This is a genomic window from Caminicella sporogenes DSM 14501, from assembly GCF_900142285.1.
GTDB classification, from domain to species: Bacteria; Bacillota; Clostridia; order Peptostreptococcales; family Caminicellaceae; genus Caminicella; species Caminicella sporogenes.
Window position 1 is genome coordinate 142,645 of sequence record NZ_FRAJ01000004.1, and the last position, 20,320, is coordinate 162,964.

The window sequence follows — 20,320 nt, forward strand, 5'->3', positions numbered from 1 at the left end:
TTATACAACTATTACATTCTTACATCCATTTTTATAAGCAATATCCGATAATTCATTCATAATATCATCTGATGGAACATAACTTTTAATCAAATCCATTCTCACACCAACAGGTCTGTACTTTATTATTTTATATCTTATATACGGATTAATTGAAGCTATAAATTTACTAATATTATCTACATTAAAATAATTATCTAAAATTTCAGGTACTATAACTGTTCTCACTTCGTATAATTTTCCAATTTCTCCTAAATATTTTACATTGTCTAAAACTGTCTTATTATCTTTACCAGTCAACATAATATGTTCTTTAGCATTATAAGATTTAATATCTACCATTGCCATATCCATTGAATTAATAAGCTCATATTTATCTTTTAAAGATATAAACCCATTTGTATCTAAGAATGTACTTAATCCAAGTTTTCTTGCTTGATTGAATAGAGCTGTTACAAAATCATATTGCAATGTACATTCTCCACCAGAAACAGTTATTCCCGAAATAAATTCTTTTACTTTGTTTATTTCTTTTAGTACATCTTCAACACTCATTTCTCTAATTTTAGGAGAGCTATCGTTAGGACATGCTCTTATACAAATATCACAATTTTGACAAGATTTATAATCCCATATAACTTTACCATCTGCTTTTTCTAAAGCTCCATATGGACATGCTTGAACGCATATTCCACAATTACTGCAAATATTTATAGTTTCAGGATTATGACAATAAAGACAGTTAAAGTTACAACCTTGTAGAAAAATAGCTGTTCTATTCCCCGGTCCATCAACACTGCTAAATGGTATTATTTTATTGACGATTCCCTTAACCATTTCTTCTTACCTTTCTCTCTAATATCCTTGAATTTTTAACAGACCCAAGTCCAAGTGCAACTGTATCCCTAAGTACTTGTTTTCCAGCATCTAATTTCTCCATTTCTGATTTTTTCACTAAATATCCTGTAATTCTTATAACATCGCTATCTGAAGAATAAAATGAAAAATATCTCATATTATGTTTAAATGCACCTTTTATTATATCTAAAATATACTCAGGATTATTTTTAACAGTTTTATCAAATGTAAAAATATCGCCAATTCCAGACGGGAAGAATTTATGAAATCTTGCAGCTTGAATTATGTGTTCATGAATTTCAGGTTCTTCTCCAATAGGTATTCTACAACCGGGACTGATTCCGTAATCTGTATCTATCCCAACTTGAGCATGTAGTAAATATTTACCATTAGAAAACTTACAATGTGGATTATGATGTTTATTTACTTCTTCTTCAAGTTTTGAAATAATAGTATATCCTAAATCATTTGCTTTTTTACCATGACCAAATCTATCTTTTTGATTTTCAGAATTTATAAAATGATTAACACATTCAGCTAAACCAAACATTCCAAACATAGCAGTAAATTTCTCTTTATGAATTAGACCTTCTCTAACTAAAAAACTGCTTTCAAAAAATCCGCTTTCCTCTACTAAAAATTTAATTCTCTCATCCATATACTCTGCCATTTTCTTTACTGCATCAGGCAGTAAATTATTTAAAAAATCATCTTCATTTTTTGCTTTCTTGGCTAATCCAGCAAGATTAAGTCTTACAAGAGTATAGCTTCCACCACCAATTGGAAGCCCATTATAACAGCTAGCTATTCCATAATTTTCTCCAAACTCTTTTTTAAACATTTCATGATTAGCAAAACTTGGCTTTGCAGTTACTAAAGCTGTATTTATAGCGTCTAAAGCAAAATCATCAGGTGTATTACTGCTGTATTTAAGTGTTATATTTGGAATTGAAGCCTCTATTTCCCTTTCTGCTTTTAAAATCAATCTTCCTGCCTTTGTTTCATTTGGACCAATATTTGCATGACAAAAAGAATCAGTTATTGTTCTATCTATATGAATTAAAAATAATTTTATAGCTTGATAAGCTTCTTCTTCATCATTTATAAATGACTCAAGTAAATAATCTATATTTCCTATGTATACTGGAAAAGAAGTTATAGATGGAACATGCTTATATAATATTAAAAGATTATTTACAGCTTCATAGATGTTTTTAGGAGGTTTTAATCCTAAAAAACTGCTGCCTTCTCTCATGAACTTATCATAATCTGGAATTATATATCTAGGTCTATAAGGAGCATTACCTTCAAATAAATCACAAATTATCCCTTCACTTCTATACTGCTGTACTTCTTTGCTAATATTTAATACATTTAGACTATTCTCTGCTTCTCTAGCAAGACTGAGAACTTTTTGTTCATATGTTAATGTCCTATCTTTAATTATATTCAAAACTTTATCCATTATTATCACTCCACTTTCTTCTTTTATAAATATAATGGTAATATTTATAAGGATTTAATTCATCTAAAATACCTCTTTTAATAGATACTAATTCCCAATCGTTATAATCTATATATGGAAAATATGTATCTCCTTTAAATTCATACTCTATTTTAGTTATATATAACTTATTTGATACGGAAATAAACTGCTCATACACTTTTTTTCCACCTATTATAAAAACTTCTTCATCTTTTTTATATATTTTAGACAACGCTTCTTCAATAGAATAGACAATTTCCACACCATCAGCCTTAAAACTTTTATTATTTGTCAAAACGATGTTTCTTCTCTTTTGTAAAGGTTTTCCTAAAGATTCATAAGTTTTTCTTCCCATTATAACTATATGACCAGTAGTAACTTTTTTAAAATATTCAAGGTCTTTAGGCAAATACCACGGTAAAACTCCATTTTTTCCAATCAAACCATTTTTATCCATAGCTGCTATGATTGAAATGTTCATATATTAATTCCTTTCACTTTTTTATTTTATTATAAAACATAATTAGTATAAGTTCTACTTTGCAAATTTAAAATGTTTTTACATTTTAATTTTTTTCTAATGACAAATTTTTATATATGTCATCTTTCATATGGAATCCATCTTTTATAACAGTTTCATCAATATTATCTTTGTCTACAGCAATTGGATCAACTACATAATATGGAATGTAATATTTTCCATTATAAATATTATTTTGAATTTTTAACTCATATCCCTTTGCAAGACTTATTGCTATCTTAGCTGTAGCTTCAGCAAGTTTCTCTATGGGTTTATAAACTGTCATAAGTTGTGTTCCTTCCACAACTCTCTGACAAGCAGCAAGGTCAGCATCTTGCCCTACAACAGTTATTTTTCCTGCAAGTCTGTGTTCAGATAAAGCTTCTATTATACCATCAGCCAATTCATCATTACATGCAATTATTGCATCAATTTTTTTTCCTCTTTGTAAAAGTTCATCTGTTATTTTAAATGCACATTCTTTCAGCCAATTTGGTACCCTTTCTTCACAAATAACTTTAATATATCCTTTTTTTATTTTAGGACTTAAAATTTTATCATATCCTTCTTTTATCATATTGGTATTGTTATCACTTTCTGGTCCATTTATTATGACGTAATTGCCTTTTGGAACTTTTTTTAACGCATATTCTGCCATTAGCTTTCCTACTTTAACATTGTCAAAAGATATATACATATCTATATCTGAATTGAGAACTAATCTGTCATATGAAATAACTTTTACTCCTTTTTTCTTTGCAAGCTCTACTGCATATGATGCCTTTATTAAATCATTTGGAACAATTATTAAAACATCAATTCCTTGATTTAATAAATATTTAACCTGTTTAATTTGGTCATTATCATTGTTATTTGCATTTTGAACCAAAATATCTGCCCCAAGTTCTTTGACCTTTGCCATTAAAATATCCCTATCTTTTACCCATCTTTCTTCTTTTAACGTTCCAAGTGAAAAACCTATTTTTATATTACTGTCTGCTATATCTTTTTTATCATCATTACTATTTTTAACATTTTCAACAAAACTTTTAACATTTAAAGCTATAAGTACTACAACTATAAAGAAAAGCAAAAATACTATTGTTCTCCTATAATCCTCTTTAATCTTCCCCATCATATCACCTCTTGTGATGTCAATTTTATCCTATAATCTGTAGGGGACATACCTGTTACCTTTTTAAAAATTTTACTAAAATAATTTGGGTCACTATACCCTATTTCATAAGATATTTCTTTAATACTTATATCAAAATCTTTAAGTAATTCCTTCGATTTTTCTATTCTCAGTTCAGTTAAATAATCAACAAAATTTTTACCAATAGAATCTTTAAAAAACTTACTAAAATAATGATAGCTCATATTTATTTCTTTTGCTACATCATTTAAGCTGATATTTTTATTGTAGTTATCTTCTATATATTTTATAGCTTTAGCTATTAAGCCACTTAACTCTTTTTCCCTTGTTTTTTTAACATTTTCAATAATCTTTTTTAAATGATTTGTATAGCTTATTTTTATATTTCCTATATCGTTTATTTTCAAGAAATCAATTAAAAATTTCTGATCTGAAAAATTCTTTTTCACTATTTCATATGGAACCGCTCTCTGTAAACCTATTAAAAGTTCTAAAAGACTAGATTTCAAACTATCTATATCTTCCTTATAATTCATAGAAATCCACAAAAATATTTCTTCAAATACTTCTAAAGCACCATTTACATCTCCAGTCATAATTTTTTGAATAAGTTTTTTTTCTTCTTTTAAAGGATATATATCTTCTTTATCAATTGTTAAAGCTATATCTTCAAAGTGAATTATAATTTCACCATTTGAAACAGATGTAGCCATATAAGCTTCATTATATGATTTTGAAAAATTATCTATAGAATAAATTCTTCCAACTCCTACTTTATAATCTATATCTATATTTCTATTAATTCGTTCAGCAATTTTCGTTGCAATCTCAATTGAAAGATTTCTTGCCCCATAAGAATCTTCAGATTCTTTACATGGAATATATGCAACTATTCTATCCAACAAAGGGGGGCCAACTAAACATTTTGTTATACTTTTTAATTCTAAACTAAAAATGTCAAAAAATTTCTGCTTTTGAAGACTTTTCTTTATATTTTCTTCTTTTGTCAAATTAGTGAAATCTTCTATAATGGCCATAATTACATAACCTCTTTTGAGGTTCATACTAAATATCTCTTCATAAAATTGTAAATCTCTTATTGAATCACTATTAAAAAGATGAGAATATATAAACTGTCCTTCCAAAACAGGCAGTATTTTATTAATTTTTTCATTTAATATTATTTCTCTTTGAATAGCTTCTCTTTTTAAGGATATGTTTTTATTTAACTTGTCAAGAACTTTTATCACTTTCTCTTTATTTATAGGTTTTAATAAATATTCAAAAACTCCCAAATTAACTGCTTCCTTAGCATATTCAAAATATTCATATGCTGTAATAATTACAAATTTTGTATCATTATTTGTAGATTTTATTTTACGAATAGCATCTATCCCATTTATTCCTGGCATTCTTATGTCCATAAAAATGACATCAGGTTTTAAATCTAAAGCCAATTCTATAACTTCTCTTCCTGACCTCGCACATCCAACTATTTGAACGTCATCTACATATTTATCTATAATAAACTTTATTGACTCGATAACTATATATTCATCATCAGCTATTAATAAACTTATCATACTAAAATCACATCCTCACAATATGGTATTTTTAATGTAACTTTTGTTCCAATCCCTATTTTACTTTCAATTTCTATAATTTCCTCAACATCTGAAATATTAAAAAAAAGTTTTAATCTATTTATTACATTGTGCATACCTATTCCAGTAACATGTTTCTTTGAAGATTTACTGCTTTTATCATATAAAATTTTATCAATATCCTCTTTCTTAATTCCAATTCCATTATCTATAATTTCTATTAATACCTTATTGTCTTTTCTTTTTACATTCAAATGTATTTCTCCATTTCTCTCTAAATCTTCAAGCCCATGTATATATGAATTTTCAACGATTGGTTGAATAATAATACATGGAATTTTTATATCCAGTAAAGTTTCATCTATATTTGTATAAAAACTAATTTTATCTCCAAATCTAGTTTTTAAAATATACATATAATTTTTTACATAGTTAATTTCATCCCTCAAACTTACGGGCTTTTCAAGTTTTCTCAAATTATATCTAAAAAGTTCCGCCACACTTTGTATAAATTCAGAAGCTCTATCAGCGCCTTCCATCATAGAAAGCTGCGAAGCCGCATTTAAAGTATTAAATAAAAAATGAGGATTGATTTGAGATTGAAGTGATTTTAATTCTGCATCTTTTAATAAACTCTTCATTTTTAAATTTTGCATTTCCTGTTCTTTAAGTTTTTTCTCTATTTCTGCTTGTCCTTTAATTTCTTCTATATGTCTTTTTATGTTTACAACCATCTTATTAAATGCTTTTATTAATATATCTATTTCATCATTTGTCTTTATTTTAACTGGTTCAATATTATAATCTCCCTTTGAAATTCTCTCTGCAGAATTAGATAATTCTATTATGGGTTTTGTCAATTTATAAGTAAAAAAAAGTGCTAAAAAAATACTTATTAAAGTAGACAAAATTATAAGAAATAAATTGAAATAACTTATGTAGTTCATATTTCTAGTTGTAGAAACATATTTTTCAGAACCTTTTTGAAGTTTGCTATTGAGAAGTTCATTTATATAAAATTTAATATATTCACTTATTTCATTTGACCTTCTATAATAACTAATATATTCATTACTTATTCTTCCTCTTTTAGCATTAACTGCTTTGTCAGTCTTATCTAAAAGTTCATCTATCATAAATCCTATATCTTTAAGCATAATTTTATCTATATCATATACAGCTTCTCTTGAAATTGACATGGACTTTTCTTGAAGTTTATTATAACAAGTATAATAATTTAAAAGAGCATCAGACGACCTTGTTGTAAGATACCTTTCAACTGACAGCATAAGTGAATTTACATCATTATTTAAATCATTTAAATATACATAATCAGTAATTATTGATTCAAGTTTTATCAAAACTAATTTTGCATTATAATATGAAAAACCACTAACTAATCCAAAAAGTATTGTTATTATCAAATAATAAATTATAAGTTTTTTTCTAATTCCAGTAAATTTTAAAAATCTTTTTATCATTATTCCACCAACTATTCATCTACTTAGATTTCTTTTCCATCTCATAAAGTGTTTTATTTGTAATGACTTTTACTCCCGTATCTATAAAAGTTGATACATTATTATTTTCTTTTATGTCGATTAATGCCTTTAAACTTTCATATCCCATCTTATACGGATCGCTCATAACAGTTCCATATATTATTCCCTTTTTTATATATCTCAAAATACTCTCTGTATCTCCATAACCTACTATCACTATATCTCCTACTTTGTTAAAATTAACAATCTGCCTAGCAGTACCTAATGTATCTACTGAATTTGTAGTGTATATTGCATCTATATTTTCACCATCATTTATTATAGACTGTGCTATTTCTTCAGCACTTAAAATTCCCATCTTGTAAGTATATATTTTTTGAACCTTCATCTTTGGATAACTTTTTATACCACTTAAAAAACCATTTATTTTAAGATTTTGGTTTACTTCATCAAGTTCTACATCACTGCTTACAATTATAGCTATATTTGCTTTGGCATTTGTAGCTTCTATCATCAATTTTGCAGCTTCTTTGCCTAATTGAAAACTATTCGTTCCAACAAATGCCTTTCGATTGCTTTTTTTATCATCATTTTCAATAGTAACTATTGGAATACCTCTGTTGTAAGCTTTATTTATAATAGAAGTAAAATCTAAAGTATTAGAAACATGTGTTATTATTCCGTCTACTCTAGAAGTTACCGCTATATCAAGAAATTTCAGTTCTTCTTGTGGATTGTTAAATCTAGGTGCATTAAATTCTACTACTGCATTGAAATCTTTAGAGGCCTTGTCTATACCTTGTCTAACTTCTCTCCAAAATGGGTCAACGGAATTTTGAGCAATTACATAAAAATGATATTTAGGTTTCGACTGAAAGAATACGTTTTCTCTTTTATTAAGAAAATATAAAAAAATAATATTGATAATTATCAATACAATCAAAATTGATATTATATTCCTTTTTAGAAAATCAACTACAAATTTCGTTTTTTCCATTTATATGCTGACTCCTTTTACAATTTAATTCTCAACTTTAAACTCTTAAATACTATTATACAAAATTAAAAAAATTATCATAGTAGTACAATTATTCGATATTTTTTTTAAATATCCTTCTATTTTTTATGCAATATGACAAAATCTATTTTAAAAAATAAAAGCTATGTCATCTTTCGACATAGCTTTTTGAAGTAAAATTTATTTTATAACTACAGGTTTTACATCCCATATTTCCCTTGCATAATCTAATATAGTTCTATCACTGCTGAATTTACCACTATTTGCCATGTTAATCCAACACTTTTTAGCCCAGCTCAATCTATCTCTATATGCTTTATCAATTTCTTGTTGAGCTTTTCTATAATCGTCAAAATCTCTTAAAAGAAAATAATTATCTGGTTTATGCCAGCTAGCACCCTTTAATAAAGAATTGTAAAGTTCCTCAAACATACCAGTTCCACCATCATCAAATGTTCCGTCTATAAGTGTATCTACAACTCTTTTTAATCCCGGAACTTTCTCATAATACTCTTTAGGGTCATATGTATCTTTTATTCTTTCAATTTCCTCTACTCTAGCTCCAAATATAAAATTGTTTTCACTACCTGCTTCAGCAACTATTTCTACATTTGCCCCATCATAAGTTCCAAGAGTTGGTGTTCCATTGAGCATAAACTTCATATTTCCTGTACCAGAAGCTTCTTTACCTGCTGTAGAGATTTGTTCAGATACATCGGCTGCTGGGAAAAGTTTCTCTGCATATGAAACTCTATAGTTTTGTACAAATACAACTTTAATTTTATCGTTTACTTCTGGGTCATTATTTATGAGCTTTGCAATTTCATTGATATATTTTATTATACCTTTAGCTCTATAATATCCCGGTGCAGCTTTTGCTCCAAATATAAATGTTCTTGGAACTATATCCATATTTGGATTCTCTTTAAGTCTAAAGTATAAATCTAATATGTGGAAAGCATTTAATAATTGTCTTTTATATTCATGTAGTCTTTTTATTTGTATATCAAATATAGAATTAGGATTTATCTGTATATCTTCTACTTTTCTAATATACTCAGCTAATTCTTTCTTCTTATTTTCTTTTATCTGCATAAATCTATTTAAAATATTTTCATCATCTTTATACTTTTCTAATTCTTTAAGTCTTGACAAATCTCTTATCCAATCCTTTGTTCCAAGTAATTCTGAAATTAGCTCCGTTAATTCTTTATTACATAATGCAATCCATCTTCTTGGAGTAATTCCATTCGTTTTATTTTGAAATCTTTCAGGATAAAGCTCATACCAATCTTTTAATTCTTGATGCTTTAATATATTAGTATGAAGCTCTGCAACTCCATTAGTTGTATGTGTTCCATGAATAGCCAGCCAAGCCATATGTATCATATTATCTGATATAATTCTCATCTTCTTTAACTTAGATATACTGTAACCCTTTTCTTTTAATTCAATAATAAATCTTATATCTATATCTTCAATGATTTCAAATATTCTCGGTAAAATCTCTTTATAAAGTCTTACATCCCACTTCTCTAATGCCTCCGATAATATTGTATGATTTGTATATGCAAAAGTATTAACTGTAATTTCCCATGCTCTTTCCCATTCTATACCTTCTTCATCAACTAATATTCTCATAAGTTCAGGAATAGCAACTACAGGATGTGTATCATTTAATTGTATTGCATGGTATTTTGGAAACAAATCAAATTTATTTCCAAATTTTCTTTTAAATTTAGAAATTAAATCTTGTAAAGATGCAGATACAAAGAAATACTGCTGTTTTAATCTCAATATTTTACCTTCTCTTTTTGAATCATTAGGATATAATACCCTTGAAATATCTTCTGCTCTATTCTTTTCTTTAACAGCTTCATCATATTCCTGCTCATTAAAAAGCTTAAAATCAAATTCCTTTATAGGTTCAGCTTGCCATAATCTAAGTTTATTTATATTTTTAGTTTTAAACCCTAAAATAGGAGTATCATATGGAACTGCCTTTACCTTTCCATCTGCAAATTCAACTATTACACTATCTTCATCTCTTCTTATAGACCAAGGGTCGCCATACTTCAACCAATTATCTGCTTCTTCAACTTGAAATCCATTTTCAAACTTTTGTTTGAAAATTCCATATCTATATCTTATTCCATATCCTGTAAGCGGAATATTCATAGTTGCACTAGAATCTAAAAAACAAGCTGCTAATCTTCCTAATCCGCCATTTCCAAGACCTGCATCTTCCTCAACCTCTTCTATTTTATTTAAATCTATATTTAACTGACCAAGAACTTCTTTAACTTCATCATAAAAACCTAAATTGAGTAAATTATTTCCAAGTGCTCTTCCCATCAAATATTCAGCAGATAAATAATATGCCCTTTTAACTTTTGAATATTCTTCTTCAGTTTTAGACCAATTGTCAATTATCATTTCCATTATCGCTTTGCTTATTACATTATATTTTTCATATTCAGTAGCTTCATCTAATGTTTTTCCATAATCAGATTTGATTATTCTATTTATACTTTCTATAAATCTCTCTTTACTAAACATTAAAAACATTACCTCCCGTATAATTTTGTAATTTTATAAATTTTCTTAGCCAATTTATCAGTTAAATCGTCTTTCTTTACTCTCCACTGCCAGTTTCCACCTATAGTCGATGGTATATTCATTCTAGCTTCACTTCCAAGCCCTAAAAAATCCTGCATCTGTGCTATAGCTAAAGAAGCAACTGAAGCCCATGCACCTCTGATAAATCCCCAATTATATCCTTCTCTTTTATTTAATTTTAAATATCTTTTAGCAAAATTTACATCTTTCTTATTTGCACTTTCAAACCAACCATTGACTGTATCATTATCATGTGTTCCAGTATATACAATACAATTTTTATCATAATTATGAGGTAGATAATCACTTTCTTCCCTAGTATCAAATGCAAATTGCAGAACTTTCATACCCGGATACCCTGTTTCTTCTCTGAATTTAATAACTTCATCAGTTAAAAAACCTAAATCTTCAGCTATAACTTTTATATTTCCAAGTTCTTTTTTTATAGCTTTAAATAATTTTATTCCAGGTCCTTTTACCCATCTACCATTGACTGCAGTTTCATCACCATATGGAATTTCCCAATAGGATTCAAACCCTCTAAAATGATCTATTCTTATTACATCATACAATCTACTGTTCATTCTAATTCTTTCTATCCACCAATCAAAATTTCTTTTTTCTAATAAATCCCATCTATATATCGGATTCCCCCATAACTGTCCAGTTTTTGAAAAAGCATCAGGGGGACACCCTGCAACTTTCAAAGGCATTTTGTCTTCATCTAATAGAAAAATTTCGCTGTTTGCCCATGTATCTGCACTATCTTCAGCTACATATATTGGAATATCTCCTATTATTTGAATTCCTCTTTCATTGGCATATTTTTTTAATGCAAACCACTGCTTGAAAAATAAAAATTGTAAAAATACCCAGTATTCTATTTCATCTTTTAAATCTTTTTTATATTTTTTAAGAGCCTCTTTTTTTCTAAGCTTTATATCTTCATCCCATTCTTGCCATGGTCTTAAATTAAATTGCGACTTAATTGCCATATATAATGAAAAATCTTCTAACCAATCCTTATTTTCCTCTTCAAATTTCCTAATCTCATCTTTATATTTATCTTTACCATTTTTATAAGCTAATCTTAAAATAGGCATTTTATTTTTAAATATTTTGTCGTAATCAACTTTCTCTACATCATTTCCAAAATCTAACCCTGCATAATCCTCTTTTTTTATAAGACCTTCTCTTTCTAATATATCTAAATCTATAAAATATGGATTTCCTGCAAAAGCTGAAAAAGATTGATAAGGTGAATCTCCGTAACCAGTTATACCTAGTGGTAGTATTTGCCAGTAACTTTGTCCTGAATTTACTAAAAAATCTACAAATTCATAGGCATCTTTTCCAAAAGTTCCTATTCCATAAGGACTTGGTAAAGATGATATATGCATTAATATTCCACTACTTCTTTTAAACATATCACTACTCCCTCTGTTAAATATATATTAATATAGTTTAATTAATCTCTACTTTCTTTTTTATAATCTTTCCATTAGTACTTACTATATAAAAATTTATCAGTTTAACATCTTTATTCCCTCTATTATCAATCTCTATTTTAAAATCATCTTTTACTTTTTCAATATAAATATGAATCTCATCGTATTTTCCATCTTTATAATCACATGTCTTTCCATCATCATCGTAATATACATATAAACATTTATTTTCAATAAATGCCAATACATCTAACTTTGTATTTTTAATAGATTCTACATTTTTCCCATGCTTTCCAATAATAATCATCTTGTCTTTTCTTATGAATATTGGAATTTCATCTAACTCAACATTTATATAATTATGTCCTTTATTAATTATTTCAAAATTTCTGTCTGTATAATCTCTAACTTTCCATAAAAGCATATCTTCTGGCAACCATACATATCGCCATTTAGAATTTTCTTGATAAATTGGAGCTACCATTATAGACTCTCCAACTAATAATTGGTCTTCTACTCTCCTTGAAATATCATCATCATATTCAAATACTAATGGAGAAAAATAAACACCTCCATCTTTAACTGCTTTCATAAACTCTGAATAAATATACGGTATAAGTGCATACCTCAATCTTATAATATTTCTGAGTATTTTAGTCGTATTTTCATCAAACGCAAATGGTTCTTGATTTCTAGTACCTAATGCAGAATGATTTCTAAAAAGAGGAGTAAATACACTAAACTGACTCCATCTTATAATGAGCTCTGCATTGGCATTTCCCCCAAATCCACCTGTATCTGCTCCAGAATATAAAAATCCACACATATTTATAGAAGGCATCATTTTTATATTAAGCAGTAAATGCTCCCACCAAGAATAATTATCTCCAGTCCATATTCCTGCATATCTGTGCATTCCTATGTATGATGCCCTTGAAAACAGTAAAAATCTTTTATTTGGACTAATTTCTTCAAGTCCTTCAGCTGCTGCTCTAGTCATATTATAGCCATATAGATTATGCACCTTATAGTGATTTACAATTTTTCCATCTATCTTATGATAAAAACTTTTATAATCATCTATATTATTTGATAAATTTATAAATTCATCTCTAAGGTCAAAAAAAGTATATATATCAAGATTTTTAGATTCTGATTCTTCAGCTTTTTTTATAGCTTTATCCAATCCTCTATCTGAATAAAAGATTGCTGGTTCGTTCATATCATTCCAAAATCCTTCTATTCCAAAATCAACTAGTTTTTTATACTTTAAGCCAAACCATTTTCTAGCCACCGGATTTAAAAAGTCAGGAAAATGTACTCTACCCGGCCATACTGCTCCAACAAATGGATTACCTTTTTCATCTGTGCAAAATAGACCTTTCTCTATTCCTTCTTCATAAATATCATAACCTTCTTCAATTTTTACCCCTGCATCTATTATAGGAATTAATCTAAAACCTTTTGTCCTCATATCTTCTACAAACTTTTTAAAGTTCGGAAATCTCTCTTTACTTACTGTAAAATCTTTGAAATCTTCCATATAATCTATATCCAGATAAATAGCATCACACGGTATATCATTTTCTATAAACTTCTTTGCAATTTCTTCTATTTCATCTGCAGTTTTATAACTCCACCTACTCTGCTGAAATCCAAAAGCCCATTTAGGAGGTACATACGACTGTCCTATAAGCTTTAAAAATGTTTTAACTATTTCTTTAGAAGAATCACCTTTAATTATATAAAAATCAAAATTGTTATCAGAAACTTCTATTTGTAAATAATCCCTATTTGTAAATCCAATATCAAAAACAACTTTACTTGGATAATCAACAAAGATACCAAACTTTTCTCTTCCATCGATTATTATAAAATTATGTGCTCCATATAATGATTTTACATCTGGAGTATGTCTTGGATTATCTGTGCAAAATGATTCGTATATGCCGCCTCTTTTATTTATCCCCCTTAAATTTTCCCCTAATCCAAGAATTATATCTTCTAAGCTCATTTTATATTTAAAAATAACAGTATTCCCTTCAATTACTTCAAAATAATCTATTTTAGATTTTTTTATCTCTAAACCTTCCATTAATACTGCATCTGTCTTAATTGGATTTCCAAATCTATACTTCAATACTTTTTCATTTATCTCATATACTTTCATATTCATCCCTCATTTAAATTGCTATTTTATTGATCCATCTGTTACTCCTTTAATAATATGTTTTTGAGCAATAACATAGAATATTACTATCGGAATCATTGAAATTACCAATCCAGCCAAAGCTAGATTCCATTTCTTAGAATACTGTCCGAAAAAGTAAAACATTTTTAGTGGTATAGTCTGCCACTCAGGTTTATTTATAACTAACTGTGGAAGTAAAAAGTCATTCCATATCCACATTACATTGAGTATACTTACTGTTACAGTTATAGGCTTTAAAAGAGGAAATATTATATACCAAAATACTTGAAATGTATTACAACCGTCAATAGTTGCAGCTTCTTCTAATTCTTTTGGAATATTTTTTATAAATCCATGATATAATATAATTGATAAACTTGACCCAAATCCCAAATACATAAACACTAATCCAACTGGATTTAACAATTTAAGTTTTCCCATTATATTTATTAATGGAAGCATTACCGCTTGAAATGGCACAAGCATTGCTGCTGCAAATAAAAAGAATATAAATGTACTATATTTTGTATTTGTTCTTACCAGCATCCATGCTGCCATAGAAGCAAAAACTACAATCATAAATGTACTAGATACTGTTATTAAAAGGGAGTTTAGAAATGAATGAAAAAAGTCTAATTGAACAAAAGCTTCTGCATAATTTTTAAAAGTAAAATATTTTCCAAAAGGTAAATTTAGCACATTTAAGAATATTCCTTTTTGTGTTTTAAAAGAATTTGTAAAAATTATGTATAGTGGAGATAAAAATAATATTCCAAGTAATATGCTTATAATAACTATTAAACTATTTTTTAATGTACTTTTTTTCATTACATTTCTACCTCCCTTTTCTTACTATAATATAACTGTGTCAATGTTATAGCAGCTACTGTCAATAAAAATATCACTGCTTTTGCTTGAGCTAAACCAAGCTTATTAAAGCTAAAAGCTGTACTGTATATATTCAGTGCAAGCATTTGAGTTGAACTATATGGTGCTCCATTTGTCAGCGCTAAATTTTGGTCAAATAATTTAAAGGAATTAGAAAGTGTTAAAAATAAACCTACTGTAAATGCCGGTGCTACTAAAGGTATTACTATATGTATAAGCCTTTGAAATCCATTCGCACCGTCAATTTTGGCAGCTTCAACTAAACTGTCTGGAATACTTTGAAGAGCAGCTATATATATAACCATCATATAGCCTGATAACTGCCATGACATCAATATAACAAGTCCCCAAAATCCCGTAGAAGTAGTTGACAGCCAACCTTCTAAAAAACTAATGCCAAGTGCTCCTCCTATCCAATCAAATGCTTTAACAAATATGAACTGCCATACAAATCCTAATATGAGCCCCCCAATTAAGTTTGGCATAAAAAATATACTCCTAAGAGCATTACTTATCTTCATTTTTTTAGTAACAAGTAGCGCCAAACTAAAACCAATCAAATTTATACTAATAACTGAAACTAAAGAAAATTTTGTCGTAAATATAAACGCATTTAAAAAACTTTTATCCTTTGTAAGTACTTCTATATAATTTTTAAACCCAACCCAGTTGACTTTATCAGCAATTCCATTCCAATCGGTAAAGGAATAATAAATTCCCACAAACATTGGCACTATAACTACCATCAAAAATGCTATCAAAATTGGACCGACGAATATATTAAACCATAAACTAGACTTTTTCATTTTGCCCTCCTAATAATTTAGGGGAAAGGAGGAATTACTCCTCCAATCACCTTTTTTATTGTTGTCTCATTTCTTCCCATTTAGATTTAGAATTAGAAATTACTTTATCCCAAGTCATTTCACCAGCTAAATATTTTTGAATATTTGTTCCTAAAACTTCTTGACCCCATCCTGTTGGATAACCCATGAATACCCATGGCATAGTTTTTCCTTCTTCAGCATATCTCTTAACAGCTTTTCCAAGTGGATCTTTTAATTCTAAATTTTCAAATCCTTTTAATGGAGGAATAAAGAAAAATTTATTTACGATAAAATCTTTACCTTTTTCAGATGTATAAAGCCAATTCAAGAAATCTTTAGCTGCTTCTTTATCTGCATCTGGACTATTTTTATTTATTGCCCAGTGCATTGGTACCCCAACCGGAATTGAATCTTCTACAGCTCCTTTAACTGGCAATGGTAATATATCTAAATTATTAGCAACGTTTTCATCAATATTTTTAACTCCACCGTAAATCCAGTTACCTTGTTGAATAATTGCAACTCTTCCTATAGCTATACCTTCATCTACTTGTGTAGCATAGTCAACTGCATTTAATTTTGCCTTCTTATCTGCATTAGATGAATAATCTGCCTGTAAATCGATTAAAGCTTTTAAAGCATCTCCATATTTAAAATCAACTTTTTTAGAATTAAATGCAGCCATTGAACTGTCAAATTCTTGAGATAAAACTGCATTTGAAGTATGCAAACCTGTTACCCAAGTTTCTTTAGCTGGATATTCAAATACTGCTTCAAGTAATGGATACTTATCTTTTAATTCTCCAGATTTAATTTTCTTATCTAACTTTTTAACAGCTTCTTCTAAACTTTCAAAACTTGTGATTTTAGAAGCATCTATTCCTGCATCTTTAAATATTGCTTTATTATATACTAATCCATAACCTTCTATATTAAATGGTAAAGCATAAATTTTTCCATCAACTGTAGCACCTGACAATATACCAGGAAGAGCTAATTTAACCCAAGGCTGATCTGATAAATCTTCTAACTTGCTCATCCAATCTTTAACATCTTGAGGTCCACCTACATTAAATATATCTGGTTCTTGACCTGATTGAAACTTTGCTCTAAGTGCTGCACCGTAGTCATCTCCGCCACCCACAGTCTGAATGTTTATTTTAACATTTGGATGCTCGGCTTCATATGCTCTTGCAGCTTCTTCTAATTCTTTTGCAATCTCAACTTTAAATTGGAATACATCTACCTCTACTTTTTCACCATTTTGAGAATTTGCTTGATTTTGTTCTTCTGATTTTTGTATTTCTTGCGACTGCTCTGTTGGCTTAGCAGAACAAGCTGTAAACAACAAGTTTGTTACTAGAAATATCATCATAATACAAAGTGCAAAGCTCTTTTTAACTTTTAACATAATAACACCCCTCACTAAAATTTAAATATGATTTTTTAGATAACGTTTTCAAACGTCTTTTAATTTTACTTTTTTTATATGCATAATCCCTCCCTTATAAATCTTTCATTTATTTTTCAACAGTTCTTCTGTAAAAATTATTTGAAGAACTGCAGATTACTTTTATATTATTTTTTTACATGATTCCCTTTCAAGTAGCTTAGTTTCTAATATTACATGTTTATGACCTTTTTTATGTTTTATTATATCTAATAAAATTTCTATACTCTTATAACCAATATCTTCTTGAGGCTGTTTTATAGTAGTAATTGACGGATGAAAATATTCTGTATAATCTAATCCATCAAATCCTATTATTGATATGTCATCTGGTATTTTCATACCTCTAGATAAAATTGCTTTTGAAGCTCCTATTGCCATTATATCTGATGTAACAAAAACAGCAGTCAGTTCTAAATTTTTATCAAGAAGTCTATTCATAGCATCATATCCAGATTTAAAAGTATATTGACCTACCTCTAAAAATTCTTCTCTACATTTTATTTTATTATCATCTAAAGCCTTTTTATAACCTTTTATCCTCAAGTTACCAACACTTCTGTCGCTTTCTCCAGTAGAAATAATCGCAATCTTTTTATGACCAAGTTTACACAAATAGTCCACTGCTTTATAAGCAGCTTTTTCATCTTCAATACTTACACTTGAAATAAGTTCTTTATTTATATTTTTACTGACATTTGTAGAAGCAATTACAATAGGTGTTTTTAAAGACTTAATTTGTCTTTCATCTATATTTTCAAAGTCCCCTCCAAGACAAATCAAACCTTTAAGTCTCTTTTCCTTAATAAGTTCTATAGCTGCTTCTATATCACTTGAATCTTTATCATTATAATGAAGTATCATAGTAAAACCTTGTTCATCTATTTTTTCTTCTATAGCTTTTATTATCTTAGCAAAGAATGGATTATAAATACCTTTTACTATTACTCCTATATTTTTTGATTCATTTCTTTTCAAATTTCTTGCACTATTATTTGGTATATAATTATATTCTTCTATTATTTTTAAAATCTTCTTTCTAGTTTCTTCATTGACATCTGGACGATTATTTAAAACACGAGATACAGTACTAGCTCCTACACCAGCTATTCTAGCTATATCCTTAATATTTAAATTTTTCATCTTCATTCTCCTCTATCATATTCGGCAACGTTACCGTAAACGTTACCGGAAACGTTTCCATAACCTAATATTATTTTAACATACAAATTAAATTATTCAAATATTTTTTTGTTTTTTTATTTTATTTTTTTACTAAAAGTTTATTCAAATTTAAAACAAAAGTATTTATAAAAATAACTCTTAACTAATAATTAAAAAAGTCCTATGACAGCAGTACAGCTATCATAAGACTTCTATTAAAAATTTCACACGTATTTACTTTACAGCATATTTTAATAAATATTGTAAATCAATATATTTAGGCAGTCCATCTTCAATAATAATTTTAGGACTTCCTTCAATAAGAGGCTTCAGATAACTTACAGCATCATCTGTAATAAAATTCCTCTCTTTAGTAATCCATTCTTTAGGAAAATACTTTATATCGTTTGCAACTTTAGATGCTTCTACTTTTACAGTTTCTATTTCATACGGATTATTTCTTATCCTTTTTATTCCTATCATATATCCTGAACATCCTTCAATTGAATATTTTACAGCATCTTTTCCTACTTTATAAGCTTCTTCAATATCTACAGACGATACTGAGTGCATAGCACAACGCTGAGCAACTCCAAGTTCTAATACTTTAACTCTTGATGTTATACCTGATTGAATTATCAGTCTTTTAATATAATTACCTACTCCACCTAGTTGAGTATGTGAAAAACCATCATGCTTTTTAGTATTTTTCATTTCAAATATAAATCTGCCATTTTCATCTTTTATTCCTTCTGAAACTACTATATATACTTTATTTTTTTCTTTAAACCTCTTGCTCACATCTTTTAAAAATTTTTCATCAGAAAAAGGAATTTCAGGCAAATAAATAAAATCTACAACTTGCCTTCCATTTATTTTAGCAAGAGCTGCACTTGCTGCCAACCATCCAGCATTTCTTCCCATAGTTTCAACAATAAAAATTCCATTATTAATATATACGCTAGAATCTAAATAAGTTTCTAAAACTGTTGTGGCTACATACTTCGCAGCACTGCCAAAACCGGGAGTATGGTCCGTACACCACAAATCATTATCAATTGTCTTAGGTATTCCAATTATTTGTTTATTTATTCCTTTTAATTTAGCATATTTACTGAGTTTACTTACTGTATCCATAGAATCATTTCCACCTATGTAAAACAGTGTCTTTACATTTAATTTGTCCATTATATCAAATATTTTTTGATACTCACTTTCATCTTCTCTAAAATCTTTCATCTTATATCTACACGAACCTAGAGAAGAAGAAGGTGTATATTTTAAAATTTCCAATTCTTTATCTGATAAACAAGTTAAATCAAGTATTTTATTTTGTAAAATACCTTCAATTCCATTTATTCCGCCGTACACTTTGTCATAAAATTTTGTTTCTTTATTTCCTTTTATAACACCAACTACGCTTGCATTAATTACTGAAGTAGGCCCTCCCGATTGAGCTACTAAACAATTTTTCATAACCTCTCTCCTTACTATTTATTTTCGCAATAAAATTCCCTGTTTATTATATTACATAAAAAGATACTAATCAATTAAACAAGTTGCAAAATTGCAAGTTTTATGTTATAAAT

General features: G+C 28.1%; 15 protein-coding genes. All 15 read right to left on the reverse strand.

Annotated elements, in window-relative coordinates; translation table 11 throughout:
- The 15 genes from BUA90_RS02815 to BUA90_RS02885 all read right to left on the reverse strand — a co-directional run bounded on the left by BUA90_RS02815 (position 1) and on the right by BUA90_RS02885 (position 20,207).
- Entirely contained in the window at positions 1–837 is an 837-nt protein-coding gene (locus tag BUA90_RS02815) for a YjjW family glycine radical enzyme activase (RefSeq protein WP_072965878.1), read from the reverse strand.
- Positions 830–2,323, reverse strand: coding sequence for a YjjI family glycine radical enzyme (locus BUA90_RS02820; RefSeq protein ID WP_072965879.1), 1,494 nt, complete (start codon positions 2,321–2,323; stop codon positions 830–832). The genes BUA90_RS02815 and BUA90_RS02820 overlap by 8 nt, the downstream gene beginning before the upstream one ends.
- Positions 2,316–2,825, reverse strand: a complete 510-nt coding sequence (locus tag BUA90_RS02825; RefSeq protein WP_072965880.1) for a dihydrofolate reductase — start codon at positions 2,823–2,825, stop codon at positions 2,316–2,318. Before BUA90_RS02825 ends, BUA90_RS02820 begins: the two co-directional genes overlap by 8 nt.
- A gap of 85 nt (positions 2,826–2,910) precedes the next feature.
- Positions 2,911–3,999 carry a sugar ABC transporter substrate-binding protein gene (locus BUA90_RS02830; RefSeq protein ID WP_094756695.1) on the reverse strand — a complete coding sequence of 363 codons (1,089 nt, stop codon included), beginning with the start codon at positions 3,997–3,999 and terminating at the stop codon, positions 2,911–2,913.
- Positions 3,999–5,603, reverse strand: a complete 1,605-nt coding sequence (locus tag BUA90_RS02835; protein WP_072965882.1) for a response regulator transcription factor — start codon at positions 5,601–5,603, stop codon at positions 3,999–4,001. Before BUA90_RS02835 ends, BUA90_RS02830 begins: the two co-directional genes overlap by 1 nt.
- Positions 5,600–7,105 carry a sensor histidine kinase gene (locus BUA90_RS02840; protein WP_072965883.1) on the reverse strand — a complete coding sequence of 502 codons (1,506 nt, stop codon included), beginning with the start codon at positions 7,103–7,105 and terminating at the stop codon, positions 5,600–5,602. Before BUA90_RS02840 ends, BUA90_RS02835 begins: the two co-directional genes overlap by 4 nt.
- A gap of 19 nt (positions 7,106–7,124) precedes the next feature.
- Positions 7,125–8,123, reverse strand: coding sequence for a substrate-binding domain-containing protein (locus BUA90_RS02845; protein WP_072965884.1), 999 nt, complete (start codon positions 8,121–8,123; stop codon positions 7,125–7,127).
- A 201-nt stretch (positions 8,124–8,324) separates the two neighbouring features.
- Complete coding sequence (locus BUA90_RS02850; RefSeq protein ID WP_072965885.1) at positions 8,325–10,703, reverse strand: glycogen/starch/alpha-glucan phosphorylase; 2,379 nt, start codon at positions 10,701–10,703, stop codon at positions 8,325–8,327.
- Between the two features lie 8 nt (positions 10,704–10,711).
- Positions 10,712–12,190, reverse strand: a complete 1,479-nt coding sequence (malQ, locus tag BUA90_RS02855) for a 4-alpha-glucanotransferase (RefSeq protein ID WP_072965886.1) — start codon at positions 12,188–12,190, stop codon at positions 10,712–10,714.
- A 37-nt stretch (positions 12,191–12,227) separates the two neighbouring features.
- A complete protein-coding gene (locus tag BUA90_RS02860; protein WP_072965887.1) occupies positions 12,228–14,381 on the reverse strand; it encodes a TIM-barrel domain-containing protein in 2,154 nt (717 codons plus the stop codon).
- A gap of 21 nt (positions 14,382–14,402) precedes the next feature.
- Positions 14,403–15,230 carry a carbohydrate ABC transporter permease gene (locus BUA90_RS02865; protein WP_072965888.1) on the reverse strand — a complete coding sequence of 276 codons (828 nt, stop codon included), beginning with the start codon at positions 15,228–15,230 and terminating at the stop codon, positions 14,403–14,405.
- On the reverse strand, positions 15,230–16,096 hold the full coding sequence (locus BUA90_RS02870; protein ID WP_072965889.1) for a carbohydrate ABC transporter permease: 867 nt from the start codon (positions 16,094–16,096) through the stop codon (positions 15,230–15,232). The genes BUA90_RS02865 and BUA90_RS02870 overlap by 1 nt, the downstream gene beginning before the upstream one ends.
- 55 nt (positions 16,097–16,151) lie before the next feature.
- Entirely contained in the window at positions 16,152–17,528 is a 1,377-nt protein-coding gene (locus BUA90_RS02875; protein WP_072965890.1) for an ABC transporter substrate-binding protein, read from the reverse strand.
- Between the two features lie 162 nt (positions 17,529–17,690).
- Positions 17,691–18,710 carry a LacI family DNA-binding transcriptional regulator gene (locus BUA90_RS02880; RefSeq protein WP_072965891.1) on the reverse strand — a complete coding sequence of 340 codons (1,020 nt, stop codon included), beginning with the start codon at positions 18,708–18,710 and terminating at the stop codon, positions 17,691–17,693.
- A gap of 255 nt (positions 18,711–18,965) precedes the next feature.
- Entirely contained in the window at positions 18,966–20,207 is a 1,242-nt protein-coding gene (locus BUA90_RS02885) for a 6-phosphofructokinase (protein ID WP_072965892.1), read from the reverse strand.
- Between the last annotated feature and the right edge of the window lie 113 nt (positions 20,208–20,320).

Coding starts and splice junctions, on each gene's coding strand:
- BUA90_RS02815 (WP_072965878.1), bottom strand. CDS start 837: ATGGTTAAGGGAATCGTCAATAAAATAATACCATTTAGCAGTGTTGAT.
- BUA90_RS02820 (WP_072965879.1), bottom strand. CDS start 2,323: ATGGATAAAGTTTTGAATATAATTAAAGATAGGACATTAACATATGAA.
- BUA90_RS02825 (WP_072965880.1), bottom strand. CDS start 2,825: ATGAACATTTCAATCATAGCAGCTATGGATAAAAATGGTTTGATTGGA.
- BUA90_RS02830 (WP_094756695.1), bottom strand. CDS start 3,999: ATGGGGAAGATTAAAGAGGATTATAGGAGAACAATAGTATTTTTGCTT.
- BUA90_RS02835 (WP_072965882.1), bottom strand. CDS start 5,603: ATGATAAGTTTATTAATAGCTGATGATGAATATATAGTTATCGAGTCA.
- BUA90_RS02840 (WP_072965883.1), bottom strand. CDS start 7,105: ATGATAAAAAGATTTTTAAAATTTACTGGAATTAGAAAAAAACTTATA.
- BUA90_RS02845 (WP_072965884.1), bottom strand. CDS start 8,123: ATGGAAAAAACGAAATTTGTAGTTGATTTTCTAAAAAGGAATATAATA.
- BUA90_RS02850 (WP_072965885.1), bottom strand. CDS start 10,703: ATGTTTAGTAAAGAGAGATTTATAGAAAGTATAAATAGAATAATCAAA.
- malQ (WP_072965886.1), bottom strand. CDS start 12,190: ATGTTTAAAAGAAGTAGTGGAATATTAATGCATATATCATCTTTACCA.
- BUA90_RS02860 (WP_072965887.1), bottom strand. CDS start 14,381: ATGAAAGTATATGAGATAAATGAAAAAGTATTGAAGTATAGATTTGGA.
- BUA90_RS02865 (WP_072965888.1), bottom strand. CDS start 15,230: ATGAAAAAAAGTACATTAAAAAATAGTTTAATAGTTATTATAAGCATA.
- BUA90_RS02870 (WP_072965889.1), bottom strand. CDS start 16,096: ATGAAAAAGTCTAGTTTATGGTTTAATATATTCGTCGGTCCAATTTTG.
- BUA90_RS02875 (WP_072965890.1), bottom strand. CDS start 17,528: ATGTTAAAAGTTAAAAAGAGCTTTGCACTTTGTATTATGATGATATTT.
- BUA90_RS02880 (WP_072965891.1), bottom strand. CDS start 18,710: ATGAAAAATTTAAATATTAAGGATATAGCTAGAATAGCTGGTGTAGGA.
- BUA90_RS02885 (WP_072965892.1), bottom strand. CDS start 20,207: ATGAAAAATTGTTTAGTAGCTCAATCGGGAGGGCCTACTTCAGTAATT.